Annotated in this window: 12 protein-coding genes and 1 pseudogene; 6 read left to right on the top strand and 7 right to left on the bottom strand. The window is 71.6% G+C overall.

Features of this window, described 5'->3' with window-relative positions:
- Positions 1-133: 133 nt before the first annotated feature.
- Positions 134-886 (bottom strand): SDR family NAD(P)-dependent oxidoreductase, encoded by a 753-nt coding sequence (locus tag ACTIF1_RS26290; RefSeq protein ID WP_439599434.1) that lies wholly within the window; start codon positions 884-886, stop codon positions 134-136.
- Between the two features lie 118 nt (positions 887-1,004).
- Here ACTIF1_RS26290 and ACTIF1_RS26285 point away from each other — a divergent pair, with 118 nt between their 5' ends.
- Both ACTIF1_RS26285 and ACTIF1_RS26280 read left to right on the top strand, forming a co-directional pair.
- Positions 1,005-1,991, top strand: a complete 987-nt coding sequence (locus tag ACTIF1_RS26285) for a phosphatidate cytidylyltransferase (protein ID WP_439599433.1) — start codon at positions 1,005-1,007, stop codon at positions 1,989-1,991.
- A complete protein-coding gene (locus ACTIF1_RS26280) occupies positions 1,988-2,701 on the top strand; it encodes a lysophospholipid acyltransferase family protein (RefSeq protein ID WP_439599432.1) in 714 nt (237 codons plus the stop codon). Before ACTIF1_RS26285 ends, ACTIF1_RS26280 begins: the two co-directional genes overlap by 4 nt.
- Position 2,702: 1 nt before the next feature.
- Here ACTIF1_RS26280 and ACTIF1_RS26275 read toward each other — a convergent pair whose 3' ends face one another.
- From ACTIF1_RS26275 to ACTIF1_RS26265, 3 genes are all read right to left on the bottom strand, one after another.
- Positions 2,703-3,872, bottom strand: coding sequence for a sensor histidine kinase (locus tag ACTIF1_RS26275; protein WP_439599431.1), 1,170 nt, complete (start codon positions 3,870-3,872; stop codon positions 2,703-2,705).
- 245 nt (positions 3,873-4,117) lie between these two features.
- Entirely contained in the window at positions 4,118-4,690 is a 573-nt protein-coding gene (locus tag ACTIF1_RS26270) for a histidine phosphatase family protein (protein WP_439599430.1), read from the bottom strand.
- A complete protein-coding gene (locus ACTIF1_RS26265; protein WP_439599429.1) occupies positions 4,690-5,313 on the bottom strand; it encodes a glutathione S-transferase family protein in 624 nt (207 codons plus the stop codon). Before ACTIF1_RS26265 ends, ACTIF1_RS26270 begins: the two co-directional genes overlap by 1 nt.
- A gap of 174 nt (positions 5,314-5,487) precedes the next feature.
- On the opposite strand from ACTIF1_RS26265, the gene ACTIF1_RS26260 reads away from it, so the two are divergent.
- Entirely contained in the window at positions 5,488-6,921 is a 1,434-nt protein-coding gene (locus tag ACTIF1_RS26260) for an amidohydrolase family protein (RefSeq protein ID WP_439599428.1), read from the top strand.
- On the opposite strand, the gene ACTIF1_RS26255 is transcribed toward ACTIF1_RS26260, so the two are convergent.
- Positions 6,912-9,329 carry an ATP-binding protein gene (locus ACTIF1_RS26255; RefSeq protein WP_439599427.1) on the bottom strand — a complete coding sequence of 806 codons (2,418 nt, stop codon included), beginning with the start codon at positions 9,327-9,329 and terminating at the stop codon, positions 6,912-6,914. The two genes, ACTIF1_RS26260 and ACTIF1_RS26255, sit on opposite strands and share 10 nt — an antisense overlap.
- A gap of 23 nt (positions 9,330-9,352) precedes the next feature.
- On the bottom strand, positions 9,353-10,393 hold the full coding sequence (locus tag ACTIF1_RS26250) for a LacI family DNA-binding transcriptional regulator (RefSeq protein ID WP_439599426.1): 1,041 nt from the start codon (positions 10,391-10,393) through the stop codon (positions 9,353-9,355).
- A gap of 149 nt (positions 10,394-10,542) precedes the next feature.
- Between ACTIF1_RS26250 and ACTIF1_RS26245 the strand changes: the two genes are divergently transcribed.
- Genes ACTIF1_RS26245 through ACTIF1_RS26235 form a run of 3 tightly spaced genes read left to right on the top strand, consistent with a single transcriptional unit; the run spans position 10,543 to position 13,428 of the window.
- Positions 10,543-11,541: an ABC transporter substrate-binding protein gene (locus ACTIF1_RS26245; protein WP_439599425.1), complete on the top strand. Its 999-nt coding sequence runs from the start codon at positions 10,543-10,545 to the stop codon at positions 11,539-11,541.
- Positions 11,542-11,572: 31 nt separating this feature from the next.
- Complete coding sequence (locus ACTIF1_RS26240) at positions 11,573-12,418, top strand: fumarylacetoacetate hydrolase family protein (RefSeq protein WP_439599424.1); 846 nt, start codon at positions 11,573-11,575, stop codon at positions 12,416-12,418.
- 29 nt (positions 12,419-12,447) lie between these two features.
- The gene (locus tag ACTIF1_RS26235) at positions 12,448-13,428 is read left to right on the top strand and encodes a Bug family tripartite tricarboxylate transporter substrate binding protein (RefSeq protein WP_439599423.1); all 981 of its coding nucleotides are present in this window, start codon (positions 12,448-12,450) and stop codon (positions 13,426-13,428) included.
- A gap of 87 nt (positions 13,429-13,515) precedes the next feature.
- On the opposite strand, the pseudogene glnA reads toward ACTIF1_RS26235, so the two are convergent.
- Positions 13,516-14,151 (bottom strand): annotated as a pseudogene (glnA, locus tag ACTIF1_RS26230) (glutamine synthetase); the annotation flags it as partial.

Raw genomic sequence — 14,151 nt, 5'->3', positions numbered from 1 at the left:
GGCCGCTTCCCCGCAGCCGAGTGCGCCAACTACCTCGCCAACTCAGGATATCCACGCCTGATGTGAAAACGCTCTAGATCAGCTTGGGCGCATTTTCCGAGTCGTCAGGCGAAGCCGCCTGACTTGAAAATGCTCAGATCAGCCCGCCATTCACATGCAGCACCTGGCCGGTGACATAGCCCGCGCCAGGTGAGGCGAGGTAGGCGACGGCCTGTGCCACATCCGCGGGCGTGCCCAGCCGGCCGAGCGGGATGCGGGCCCGCACCGCATCCCACTGCGCCGGCGTCATGGCGCTATGGCCCGTGGCGTCCTTCTGCGTGAAGCCGGGCGCTACCGCATTCACCGTGGTGCCGCTGGCCGCCGCCTCCACCGCCAGCGCGCGGACCAGCGCCTCCACCCCCGCCTTGGCGGCCGCCGTCGCGGGGAAGATCGTCGCATCAGTGCGAAAGACATGCGCGACGAAGGAGGAGATGGCGACCAGCCGCGGCGCCTCCCCCCGCGCCAGCACCGGCATCGCCGCCTGCGCCAGGCGCAGGAAGGCCCAGAGCACGGTGTCCATCGACTGCGCGAAGCCGGCCTCGGTCAGCGCCGCCACCGGTGTGCGATCGGCGAAGCCGGCATTGGCCACCACCACGTCCAGCCCGCCGAAGCGTGCTTCGGCACGCGCCACCAGCGCCGCGGGCAGGGCCGGGTCGGCGATATCGCCCAGCATCACCTCCGCCACGCCGCCCGCCGCGCGCACCGCCTCCGCCACCGCCTCCGCGCCTGCAGCGTTCCTGCGCGTATGCACGAGGATGGCGGTCTCCGGCCCGGCCAGCGCCCGGCAGCAGGCGGCGCCGATACCGCTGGCGGCGCCGGTGACGAGGATGGTGCGGGGGCGAGGCATGGCAGGACTCCGGTGGCGGGCGTTTCGCGCAACCGATGGAAACATAGTGAAAGCCGGGCCGCTATCGCCCGGCCACCCGCCGCGCCATTCTGGCCCGGCAACTGCGACGGATGATGAGATGAGCGGCTGGGACATCGCCTTCGGCCACCCCGTGACACGCGGCCTGGTGGCCGCGACGCTGGGCATCCTGGCGCTGGCCGCGGCGGTGATCGGCCTGCTCTCGGCCACCGGCCGCGCCAGCCCCGCCTTCCGTCGCGAATTGTGGCTGCGGCTGGGGTCCTGGGCGGTGCTGCTGCCGCTCATCATGGGGCCGATCTTGCTGGGCCGGGAATGGGTGATCGGCGCCGTCACGCTGCTGGGCCTCGCCTGCCTGCGCGAGTATGACCGCGCCACCGGCCTGTTCCGCGAATATGCGCTGGTGGCCGTGGTGGTGCTGGGCGTCGTGCTGGTGAATTTCGCGGCGCTCGATCACTGGTACGGCTTCTTCGTGGCGCTCTGGCCGCTGACCGTCACGGTGATCGCCGTGGCCTCCATCCCGCTCGACCGGCCCTCGGGCTATATCCAGCGCACCGGGCTCGCCATCTTCGGCTACATGCTCTTCGGCGCCGGCCTCGCCCATCTCGGCTATATGGCGAATGAGCCCGGCTACCGCCCGCTGCTGCTGCTGCTGGTGCTGGCCGTCGGGCTGAACGACGTCGCCGCCTTCACCAGCGGCAAGCTGATCGGTGGCCCAAAGCTGCTGCCGGCGACCAGCCCGAACAAGACCATCTCGGGTGCGCTCGGCGCGCTGGTCTGCACCACCACCGTGGTCGCCTTCGTCGCCGGCCAGATCTTCGAAGGCACGCCGATGGACAGCGCCTGGAAGCTGGTGCTGCTCGGCGCGCTGGTCAGCATCGGCGGGCAGGCGGGGGACCTGATGCTGTCCTCCATCAAGCGCGACATCGGCATCAAGGACATGGGCGTGCTGCTGCCCGGCCATGGCGGCATCCTCGATCGCTTCAACAGCCTGCTGCTGGTGGCGCCGGCCGCCTTCCACCTGATCGGCTATTTCAACGGCTGGGGCCTTTCCGCGCCGACGCGGCTGATGACAGGCGGCGCCGGATGACCGGCTGGAAGCTGAAGCCCGCCCGCGACCTCGGCCTGCCGCCCGCCGAACGCCTGCGCAGCCATGGGCGGGAGGCCGGCCTGGTCGGCACGCTGCTGCAGGGCGCCTGGCGCCGCCTGGTGCGGCTTTACATGGCCGCGATGCACCGCCTCTCGGTGACAGGTCGCGAGAACCTGCCCGCGCCGCCCTTCGTCATCGTGGCGAACCATGCGAGCCACCTGGATGCGCTGGCGGTCGGCGCGGCGCTGCGCGGCCCGGCGGCACGCCGCGCCCATGCGCTGGCCGCCGGCGACACCTTCTTCACCTCCCACGCCATGGCCGCCTTCGCTGCCTATGCGATCAACGCCCTGCCCGTCTGGCGACGCCGCACCCGGCCGAAGGATCTCGTCACCCTGCGCGCGCGGCTCGAGGAGGATGGCCTGGTCTTCATCCTCTTCCCCGAGGGCACGCGGTCCCGCGACGGCACCATGGCCGCCTTCCAGCCCGGCCTCGGCGCCTTCGTCGCAGGCTCCGCCGTGCCCGTGGTGCCCTGCTGGCTGGAGGGGGCGCATGAAGCCTGGCCGCCGCAGCGCCGATGGCCGCGGCCGGGCAGGCTGCATCTGCATATCGGCGCGCCGCTGAGCTTCGCGGAGACGGCGCAGGACCGCGAGGGCTGGGTGCAGGTGGCGCAGCGTTGCGAGGCCGCGGTGCGCGCGCTCGCGCCGCGCTGAGCTACGCGCCCGGCGAGGGTGCCGGCGAGAGCGTGGCGACGAAGCGGAAGCGGCCGCCCGCGGGCCGTTCCGCCACCAGGCCGCCGCCGCGCAGCAGGGTGCTGAGGATGCGCATGCCGAGGCCGCGCCCCTTCACCTGGTCATAGCCCTCCGGCGGCCCATCGCCGCCATCCTCCACCACCAGCACCCCGGCGCCGTCCAGCGCCGCGATATCCAGCCGGACCATTACGCCGTCCCGCCCGTATTTGTAGGCATTGGTCACCAGCTCGGTCGCCACCAGGCCCAGCGTGGTCACGCGGTCCCCGTCCCAGACCGCCGTCTCGCTGGCCGGCGTCACTTCCAGCGCCAGCGGCCGCCCGCCCTCGCCGACGCCGAGGGAGCTGCGCAGATCCTCGACCAGCCCGCGCAGATAGGTCGCCACCGCCACCTGGCCGATGGCGGGGCCGGAGAACAGCCGCTCATGCACCGCGCCGATGGTCATGATGCGCCGCGCGGCCTGTTCCAGCTGCACGCGGGCCTCCGGATCCTCCACCTCGCGCAGCTGCAGGCGAAGCAGGGTCTGGGCGATCTGCAGGCTGTTCTTGACGCGGTGATGCGCCTCCCGCGTCAGCAGGTCGCGGTCGCGGCGGTCGCGGTCGCGGTCGATGGCCAGGCCCACGACATTGGCCAGCGACTGCAGGAAATCCACGTCGCTTTCGGAGAATTCCTCCTCCTCGTCGCGGCTGTCCACCTCCAGCACGCCGAAGGGGGGCGCGCCGGCCTCGCCGCGGATCAGCACGTTCACGGCGCGCCGCACGCCGTGCTCCACCATCAGCTGCGGCGTGCGGAAGCGCCCCTCGCCGCCCAGGTGGTTCGAGATGACCGGCGCGCCGGTGCGCAGCGCGAAGCCGGCAGGCGAGGCGAGATCGGTGCCGAAGCGCACCACGCCCACCACGTCCTTCCCCCAGCCGACGCCGGCCACGATCAGCAGGCAATTCTCCGCCGGGATATGCTGCAGCACCTTGGCCAGCGAGGTCCCGAGCCCCTCGGAAGCAGCCTGCGCCGCATCCTGCAACAGGCCATCGAGGTCCTGCCCGCGCAGGGCTTCGCGCCCGAAGGCCGAGATCAGCTGCTGCTGGCGCAGGCGACGGCGCAATTCCCCGCCGCTCTCGGGCCGGCCGATATCCGACATCAACGACTACCCATTGCGCCAAGGATTCGATACTTCATCGCAACACCACGTCGCGATGGTCATGGGATGTTCCTTCCCATGCGGCAGCCGTGGCACGCAAGCCGCCGCGGCGTCCCGGTTCCCGCGCGGCAGAAAACATTCGAGGATGGCAGCAGAATGGCGGCCCCTGCCGGCCAAGGACGGCGGCATTGCGGCCCTCGCGGGCCGCGGGACGGCAGCAGAACGGCCCTTGCGGGCCGCGGGGCCTATTGCTCCGGCGCCAGCTGCGCCGGGGCGATGCGCCAGGCCGTATCGCCGGCGCCGGGCGGCTCCATCCACAGCGGCAGCGCATTGGGCGTGCGCACATTCGCCTCCAGCCCCGCCGCCTGGCGCAGCGCGCGGAACAGCGCCCCATGCGCCACCACCAGCACCGGCCCGGGCAAGGCCAGCGCCCGGTTCACGCCGCGCACCGCGCGGTCGCGCAACTCGGCAAAGGTCTCGGCGCCGTCGGGCGTATAGTCGCCGGCGATCCAGTCATCATACCAGTCGCCCATCGGCAGGCCTTCCTGGCTGCCGAAATTCACCTCCGCCAGATCCGCATCCAGCGCGACCGGCAGGCCCAGCGCGGCCGCCGCCACCTCCGCCGTCCGCCGCGCCCGCACCAGCGGGGAGGCGACGATGCTGGCGATGGGAAGCCCTGCCAGGGTGCGCGCGGCGCGCGCGGCCTGGGCCTCGCCCACATGGTTCAGCGGGATATCGGTGCGGCCCTGCGACAGGCCCTGGGCGTTCCAGTCCGTCTCGCCATGGCGCAGGAACCAGAAGGCGGTGGGGTGCAGCATCAGGCCGCCAGCCCTTCCTGCTGCAACGCGCGCTGCACGGCCGGCCGGGCCAGCATGGCGTCCAGGTGCTTGGCCAGATGCGCCGGCAGGGTCATGCCGGACCGCCGCGTCGCCCAGTATTCCACGAAGAACAGCGCCGCATCCGCCACGGAATAGCCCGAGGCCAGCACATAGGTGCCGCCGGTCCAGTTCCTGTCCAGCGTCTCGAAATACTTGGCCGCGAGCGCCTTGCCCTGCTCCACCACCTTGGGCTGGTCGGCCTCGGTCGGCGTGAAATTGGCGGCGCGGAACTGCCGGGTGAAGCCCTGCGGATGGATGGTGCCGCAGACATAGTCGAGCATCTCCAGGCAGCGGGTCTCGGCCTCGAAGTCGGTCGGCATCAGCCCGGCCTCGGGGTTGGACTTGCCCAGCCACCAGGCGATCACCGGGAATTCCGTCAGCACCCGCCCATCGCCGCGGTCCAGCGCCGGCACCTTGGACTTCGGGTTCACCGCCTGGAATTCCGGCTTGTGCTGCGCCCCCTCCTTCAGCGCCACCAGCGCCAGCTCATAGGGCTTGCCGATCTCCTCCAGGATGATGTGGATGCCGAGCGAGCAGGCGCCGGGGGAGTAGTACAGCTTCATCGAGGGCTCTCCGGGGCAGGTTCGGGGGGGATGCTAGGCTGCGCCGCCGGGTGCGTCACCCCCTGGCGGGCAGGGGGAACGCGGCGGGCGAAGGCAGCGATGACGCACGCGCATCGCCTCGCCAGGCCAGCGCGACCTGCCTAGGCTCACGCCCGCAAGACGGAGGGAGCGCGCATGCCGGACAATCTGCTGATCGTGAACGGCCTGGTGGTCACCATGGACCCCGACCGCCGCGTGATCGAAGGCGGCGCGGTGCTGGTGGCCGAGGGCCGCATCGCCGCTGTGGGAGACACCGCCGCGCTGCGCGCCGCGCATCCCGGCACCGCGGAGCTGGATGCCAGCGGCAAGGCGGTGCTGCCCGGGCTGATCGATGCCCATGCCCATGCCGGCCATACGCTGGTGAAGACGCTGGGCGGCGGCGATGGCGCGCGCTGGACGGAGGCGGTGGAGGCCATCTATCCGCGCGGCGCCACGCCGGATTTCTGGGGCGCCGATGGCGCGCTGGCGGCGCTGGAGCGGCTGAAGGCCGGCGTCACCACGGGCCTGTCCATCTTCGGCGCCTATGGGTCCCGCACCGACGATGCCGCGCATGCCGAGGCGCATGCCGCGGGCTATCGCCGCATCGGCGTGCGCAGCGTGCTCTGCCCCGGCGTTTCGCCCCCGCCCTATCCCAATCGCTTTTTCGCCTGGCAGGGCAGCACGCATCGCGAAGTGCAGATCGGGCTGGAGGACCAGCTGGCCGTCTGCACCACGCTGATCGAGCGGCTGCATGATGCGGAGCACAGCCAGACCCGCATCATGCTCTGCGCCCCCGTCGGCTATCCCGGCCGGCACGGCGTCACGCCGGAGACCGCGAAAATCTATCCGGAGGTGGCCAAGCAGGTGCGCGCCCTGTCGCGGGACAAGGGCGTCGGCTTCACCCAGGACGGGCACAAGGGCGGCACGGTGCGGGATGCGATGGAGCAGGGCATCCTGGGCCCCGACGCGCTGCTGTCGCATTGCATCGACCTGGGCGAGGACGAGATCCGCATGGTGGCGGAGACGGGGACGAAGATCGCGCACAACCCCTCGGCCAATATGTCCATCATCGGCCGCTGCCCGGCGATCGAGCTGATGGAGGCCGGCGCCACCGTCGCCATCTGCTCCGATGGCACCGCGCCCGATCGCAGCTTCGACATGTTCCGCCACATGACCCAGGCGATGCACTACCACCGCCGCCATTTCCGCGATGCCAAGGTGCTGCCGCCCGGCAAGGCGCTGGAGATGATCACCTGCGACGCCGCCGCCGCGCTGGGCATGGCCGATGAGATCGGCAGCCTGGAGGCGGGCAAGCGCGCCGACATCGTCCTCATCGACCTGCGCAAGCCGCATCTCTGGCCCGGCGACATGCCGCTCTATCGCCTGGTCTGCTTCGCCCTGGGGTCGGATGTGGACACGGTGCTGGTCGGCGGCCGCATCCTGATGCGCGACCGCAGGCTGCCGCATGTCGAGGAGGCGGCGGTGATGGCGGAGGCGACGCGCGAGATCGGCCTGGCGCTGGCGCGCACCGGGCTTCAGGCCATGACGGCAACGCCCCCCGGCTTCTGGAAGGCGACGCGCTACGGCTGAGCCGGCCGATCCGGCGCCGCCATCAGCCGGCGCAGCACGGCGGCGAGGTCCACCAGCCGATAGGGTTTCTGCAGCAGCAGGAAGCCCTGCGCGAGGTCGCCCGGATCGGCCGCGGCGCCCTCCTGGTAGCCGGAGGTGAAGAGCACCCGCAGCCTTGGCCGCAGCGCCATGGCCTGGCGCGCCAGCTGGTGGCCGTTCAGCCGGCCCGGCATGACGATATCGGTGAAGAGCAGGTCGATCGGCGCGCCGCCCTGCAGCAGCGCCATCGCCGCCTCCCCATCCTCGGCCACCAGCACCTGGTAGCCCAGCCGCTGCAGCTGGGCCCGGCCGGTGCGCCGCAGCGTGGCGTCGTCCTCCACCAGCAGCACGCGGCCTCGGCCGCCTTCCAGCGGCACCGGCGGGGCCTCCGGCGCCTCCGGCTCCGGCACCGCGGCGGCCTGCGGCAGGTAGAGGGTCACGGCCGTGCCGCGGCCGGGCGCGGTGCGGATGCGGACATGGCCCTTCGACTGGCCGACGAAGCCGAAGACCATGCTGAGGCCGAGGCCGCTGCCCTTGCCGAATTCCTTGGTGGTGAAGAAGGGCTCGAAGGCCCGCATCGCCACCTCCGGCGGCATCCCGGTGCCGGTATCGGTGACCGCGATCGCGATATAGTCGCCCGCCGGCACATCCGCCTCCGCCAGCGCCGCGCCGGAGGGGCGGTCGGTCTCGATCCGCAGCAGGCCGCCCTCGGGCATCGCATCCCGCGCATTGATGCAGAGGTTGAGCACCGCATTCTCCAGCTGCGGCCCATCGATCACCACCGGCGCCACGCCGCGGCAGGGCGCGAAGGACAGCTGGATGCCGGCGCCGGTCAGCGGCCGCACCAGCGCCTCCACCCCCCGCAGCAGGCGGTTCACGTCCAGCGCCTGCGGCGCCAGCGGATGCAGCCGCGCGAAGGTCAGCAGCCGGCCGGTCAGCGCGGCGCCGCGTTCGGCCGCGGCGAGGATCACCTCCAGGAATCCGGCCCTGGCCGGATCGGGGCCCAGCGCCTCCGCCAGCAGCTCCGCATTGCCGATGATGACGGCCAGCAGGTTGTTGAAGTCATGCGCCACGCCGCCGGTCAGATTGCCCAGCGCGTCCAGGCGCTGCGACTGGCGCAGCTGGTCCTCCATGGCGCGCTGGCGGGTGATGTCCACCATGCTGCCGACCATCCGCAGCGCAGCACCCTCCGCATCCCGGATCAGGAAGCCGCGGTCGAGCACCAGGGCCAGGCTGCCATCGGCGCGGCGCAGGCGGTATTCCTCCCGCCAGGGCTGCGCGGCCGCGACCGCCGCCTGGCGGGACGCCACCACGCGGTCCCGGTCCTCCGGCGCCACCAGCGCCGCCCACCAGCCGAGGCCGTGCGGCGGCTCGGGCAGGACGTGGCCGAACTGCTGGCCGAACTCCTCCCCCAGCCACAGCCGGTCGCTGGCAAGGTCCCAGTCCCAGACCATCTCGGCCGTGGCGCGCGCCACCAGGCGGAAGCGCTGCTCGTTCAGCGCGATTTCCTCCGCATCGCGCAGGCGGCGCAGCAGCGGGCGCAGCGTGCCGGCGAGGCCGAGCATCATCTCCGCCAGCGCCGGCATGTCCCGCTCCGCCGAATCGAAGCCGACGCTGAAGGCATAGCGCTCCCCGCCCACCGATACCGGCGTGACCACCTGCGCCCCGATGCGCTGCGAGACCGAAAGGCTGATGGCCGGGTAGCGCCGCTGCATCGCCGCATCGATCCGCGTGACGACCTGCTGCTCGCCGCTGACCGCCACCTGACCGATCAGCGAATTGTCGATGCGCACATCGATCTGGCGCAGATGGTTCAGATAGGCCTCGGTCAGCGCCGGCGTGCTGGCCTGGCCGGCCACCAGCTGCATATGCACGCCATCCGGCGCCAGGCGGAAGAACAGGCACAGCATGCCCGAGGTGGCCTCGCGCACTGCCGCCATGGCCTTGTCGACGGCGATGGCGAAGCTGGGCGCATCGGCCACCACCCGCAGCAGCTGCTCGCGCCAGGCCAGGGCCAGGAATTCCGCCTGCCGCTCCAGCGCCTCCACCGCCGTGGCGGCGAGATCGGCCAGCACCGCCTGCTCGGCCGGGCCCAGCGGGGCGCGAGGGCCGTCATCGCGAAGCCACAGCGTGCCGAGCCGGGCGCCGTCGCGCCCCAGCAGCGGCGTGTCCAGCGCGAAGCCCCCCGGGCAGCCCCCCGGGCCGGCATCCCGCGGCAGGAGAGGCAGCGCGGCCTGGCAGATGCCGGCCTGCGCCACGCCGAGGCTGTTGCGGGCGAGCCGCGCGATTCGATGCAGGGCCTGGTCCAGCAGGCTATCGGAGCCGGATGCCGAACCCGGCGGGGGCTGCCGGTCACCCCGCGAATCCTCATGGTCGGACAAAGTCGGCATCCGGCGATCCTAGGCGATCTGCATTACTTTTCCGAGAGATTCCGGCGCCTTTTCCGCATCATGGCCCCGCCGGGGGGCGGGGCGGTGCTGCCGCGGCGCAGCAGGGTGGCGGCCTGCGCGCCGGCCTGCTCCTGCCGCGGTGCCGCGCGCAGCAGGTCCACCAGGTGGCCGCCGCAGGCCAGCGCCAGCTCGCGCGCCGGCAGGGCCACGGTGGTCAGGCCGGGGCCCCACCAGCGCATCCAGGCGCGATCGCCGAAGCCGACCAGGGACAATTCCTCCGGAACGCGCAGCCGCAGCTCCCCCACCGCCTCTGCCGCGCCCAGGGTGATGCGGGGCCCGCCAAGGACGATGCCGCTCGGCCGCGTCGCTTCGACCAGCCGGCGGAAGGCGCCGAAGGCGGCGGGGCCATGCGGCGGCACGGTGGAGACCAGCGCCGGATCCTCCGCCAGGCCTGCCTCGCGCAGCGCGCGGCGGTAGCCGGCCAGCCGCGATGCGCCGGTGCTGACCGTCTCGCTGCCGCCGACATAGCCGATCCGGCGATGGCCGAGGCCGATCAGATGCGCCGTCGCCTCATGGATCGCGGCCTCGTCGTCGAAGACGAAGGCCTCCGCCGCCAGCGCCTCGACCTGCCGCACGAGCTGCACCGTCGGCAGCCGGCTGAGCAGCGCGATGGTCTCCGGCAGCGGCCGCTCGCTCGGCATCAGCACCAGCGCCGCCGCCCGCGCCCCCACCAGCGCCCGCACATGCGCCAGCTCCCGCTCCGGCGCATCGCCGCTGCAGGAGACGACGAGCTGGCGGCCCGTCGCATTGACGCATTCGGCAATGGCCTTGGCCATCGCCGCCATGTCGTTCTCCTCGATGTCGGGCACGACGAATCCCACCAGGGCGCCGCTCTGCACCCGCAGCGCGCGGGCGGCGGCATTGGCGATATAGCCATGCGCCTCGGCCGCCGCGCGCACGCGCGCCTTCACCGCGGGCGTGATGGCGGGATGGTCGTTCAGCGCCCGCGCCACGGTGGAGTGGGAGACGCCGACGATCCCCGCGAGGTCCTTGATCGTGGTCACGCGGCGAAGATGCCGCAAGGACGAGGGCGCCGCAAACCACCCCTTGACGCTGGCGGCTGGGCTCGCCCATCATCGTGCCAACGTTGGCACAACCCTTCGGGAGGAACCAGGATGACCCATCGCATCACCGCGGATGCGGCCGCGCGCCGATGACCCGGAAGCTGCCCCTCACCCTCGCCTGCAACCTCTATGACCGCTCCCTGCCGCTGCTGACGGGCCAGGTGGAGATCGAGGGCTGCGCGGTGAACTTCGTGCCGATCGCGCCGGAGGAAGCCCATGCGCGCGCCTTCAACGGCGCCGATTTCGACGTGACGGAAATGTCGCTCAGCAGCCATCTGCTGGCGACCTCGCGCGACGGCTCGCCCTATATCGCGCTGCCCGCCTTCATCTCCCGCGCCTTCCGCCATTCCTGCATCTACATCCGCAAGGACAGCGGCCTGCGCACGCCGGCGGATCTGCGCGGCAAGGTCATGGGCGTGCCGGAGTACCAGATGACGGCGGCGGTCTGGACCCGCGGCATCATCTCGGACGACTACGGCGTGCGCTCCGAGGAGATCGCCTGGCGCACCGGCGGCCTCAATGTCGGCGGCCGGAAGGAGCGCATGGCGCTGGACCTGCCCGCCGGCTTCGATGTGCGGCCGATCGGCGACGAGACGGCGCTGTCCGACGCGCTGGTGGATGGGCGGATCGATGCGCTGCTCACCGCCCGCGCGCCCGCCTGCTACGACCAGGGCCACCCGGACATCATCCGCATGTTCGAGGACTACCGCCCGCTGGAGGAGGACTGGTTCCGCCGCACCGGCATCTTCCCCATCATCCACGCCATCGGCCTGCGGCGCGACCTGGCGGAGCAGCATCGCTGGCTGCCGCGCAGCGTCTTCAAGGCCTTCCTGCAGGCCAAGACCCTGGCGCAGCGCAATATGTGGGAGATGGGCTTCCTCACCACCAGCCATCCCTGGCTGGGCGACGAGGCACGGCGCCTGCGCGACATCATGGGCGCCGATCCCTGGCCCTACGGCCTCGAGCCGAACCGCAAGACGGTGGAGACCCTGATCCGCTACGCGCGCGAGCAGGGGCTGGTCCATCGCGCGGTAACGGCGGAGGAACTCGTCTATTCGCAAGTCTCCGACAAGGCTTTCGCGATCTAGCCGCTGCCAGACAAGACAAGAGGAAACACGCATGAAGCTGTTGCGATACGGCCCGCCGGGCGCCGAGAAGCCGGGCCTGCTGGATGCGGAGGGCGCCATCCGCGACCTCTCCGGCGTCATCGACGACCTCGCCGGCGCGGCGCTGTCGCGCGAGGGGCTGGCACGCCTCGCGGCGCTCGACCCCGCCTCCCTGCCCCGCGTCGCCGGCCAGCCGCGCCTCGGCATTCCCGTGGCCGGCACGCGCAACTTCGTCTGCATCGGGCTGAACTACGCCGACCACGCGGCGGAGACCGGCGCGCAGGTGCCGAAGGAGCCGATCGTCTTCCTCAAGTCGCTCAGCGCGCTTTGCGGCCCGACGGACGACATCATCGTCCCGCCCGGCTCCCGCCACACGGATTGGGAGACGGAGCTCGCCATCATCATCGGCAGCGTCACCACCCGCGTCAGCGAGGCCGAGGCGCTGGACCATGTCGCGGGCTATGCGGTGGCCAACGACGTCTCCGAGCGCGACTGGCAGAACAACCGCGGCGGCGCCTGGGACAAGGGCAAGGGCTTCGACACCTTCGGCCCGCTCGGCCCCTGGCTGGTCACGAAGGACGAGGTGCCGGATCCGCAGGCGCTGGACATCTTCCTCGACCTCGACGGCCAGCGCATGCAGCACGGCAATACGCGCACCATGATCTTCGGCGTGCGGACGCTGATCAGCTACGTCAGCCAGTTCTTCACGCTGCACCCCGGCGACGTGATCAGCACCGGCACGCCGCCAGGCGTCGGCTTCGGCCGCAAGCCGCAGCTCTTCCTGCGCCCCGGCCAGTCGCTGCGCTTCGGCATCGCCGGCCTCGGCGAGCAGCAGCATCGGACCATCGGCGTGGACTGACGCCGCACCACCAACGGGAGGAAACAACAATGAAGCTCAGGATTCTCGTGGCGGGGCTTGTCGCCTGTGCGCTGGCAACGGGTGCCGTGGCGCAACCTGCGCCGGGCGCCGAGACCTATCCCAACCGGCCGATCCGCCTGATCGTGCCCTCCGGCCCCGGCAGCGCCACCGACCTCGCCGCGCGCATCTTCGCCGAGGAGGCGGGCCGCCGCCTCGGCACCTCCGTGGTCGCGGACAATCGCACCGGTGCCGGCGGCCGCATCGGGCCGGAGACGGCGGCGCGCGCGCCGGCCGATGGCTATACGCTGATCTGGGCCAATTCCATCGGCTTCGGCGTGCTGTCCACCACCGCGGGCAACCTGCCCTATGACCCGGTGCGCGACTTCGATCCGATCGCCCCGCTGGCCTGGTTCCAGATCACGCTGGTCTGCAATCCGCGCCTGGTGCCGGCGCAGAGCCTGCAGGAGCTGATCGCCTATATGAAGGCGCGGCCGGGGGCGGTGCGCATCTCCTCCGCCGGCGTCGGCTCCGGCAACCACTTCGCGCTGGAGCTGTTCAACTGGAAGGCCGGCGTGGAGACGCTGCACGTTCCCTATCGCAACCCGATCCAGGGCATCCAGGACGTGGTGGCGGGCAATCTCGAATGCACCATGGACAGCCAGGTGGTGCCGCAGATCGAGGCCGGGCAGCTGCGCGCCTTCGCCGTCACCGGCTCGCAGCGCGACCCGCGGCTGCCGCAGGTGCCGACCATGGCGGAGGCCGGGCTGGCCGGCTACGACCTCACCTGGTTCCAGGCCATCGCCGCGCCGGCCGGCACGCCGCGTACCGCGATCGAGCGGCTGCAGGCGGTGGCGCGGGAGATTGCGGAATCGCCGGCCTTCCGCAGCCGGATGGCCACCGCCGGCCTGACCGTGCTGCCCGGCACCTCCGAGGATCTGGCGCGGATGATCCGCTTCGAGATCGACCGCTACCGCAGCATCGCGACCCAGGCGAACCTGCGCTTCGAGTGAAAGACGAAGGGCCGGACCCCTGCTCGCGCAGCGGTCCGGCCCCAGCTCGTCCGGGTGCCGGATGGCGCGGGCCATCCGGCAGACGGGTCAGACGGAGTAGTACATCTCGAACTCGACCGGGTGCGGCGTGTGCTCGAACTTGTACACCTCGCCCCACTTCAGCTCGATGTAGCTCTCGATCTGGTCCTTGGTGAAGACGTCGCCGGCCAGCAGGAACTCGTGGTCCGCGGCCAGCGCACCCAGCGCCTCGCGCAGCGACCCGCAGACGGTCGGGATGCCCTTCAGCTCCTCCGGCGGCAGGTCGTAGAGGTCCTTGTCCATGGCATCGCCCGGATGGATCTTGTTCTTGATGCCATCGAGGCCGGCCATGAGCATGGCGGCGAAGGCGAGGTAGGGGTTCGCACCCGGATCCGGGAAGCGGACCTCGACGCGCTTGGCCTTCGGGTTCGTCGCATAGGGGATGCGGCAGGAGGCGGAGCGGTTGCGGGCCGAATAGGCCAGCAGCACGGGGGCCTCGAAGCCCGGGATCAGGCGCTTGTAGGAGTTGGTGGTCGGGTTGGTGAAGGCGTTCAGCGCCTTGGCGTGCTTGATGATGCCGCCGATGTAGTACAGCGCCATCTCCGACAGGTCGGCATAGCCGTTGCCGGCGAAGACCGGCTTGCCGGCCTTCCAGATGGACTGGTGCACATGCATGCCGCTGCCGTTGTCGCCGTAGATCGGCTT

It is taken from the genome of Falsiroseomonas sp., from assembly GCF_051860665.1.
GTDB lineage: Bacteria > Pseudomonadota > Alphaproteobacteria > Acetobacterales > Acetobacteraceae > Falsiroseomonas.
Note: the sequence above shows the minus strand (reverse complement) of the source record. Positions and strands in the feature narration are given on the sequence as shown.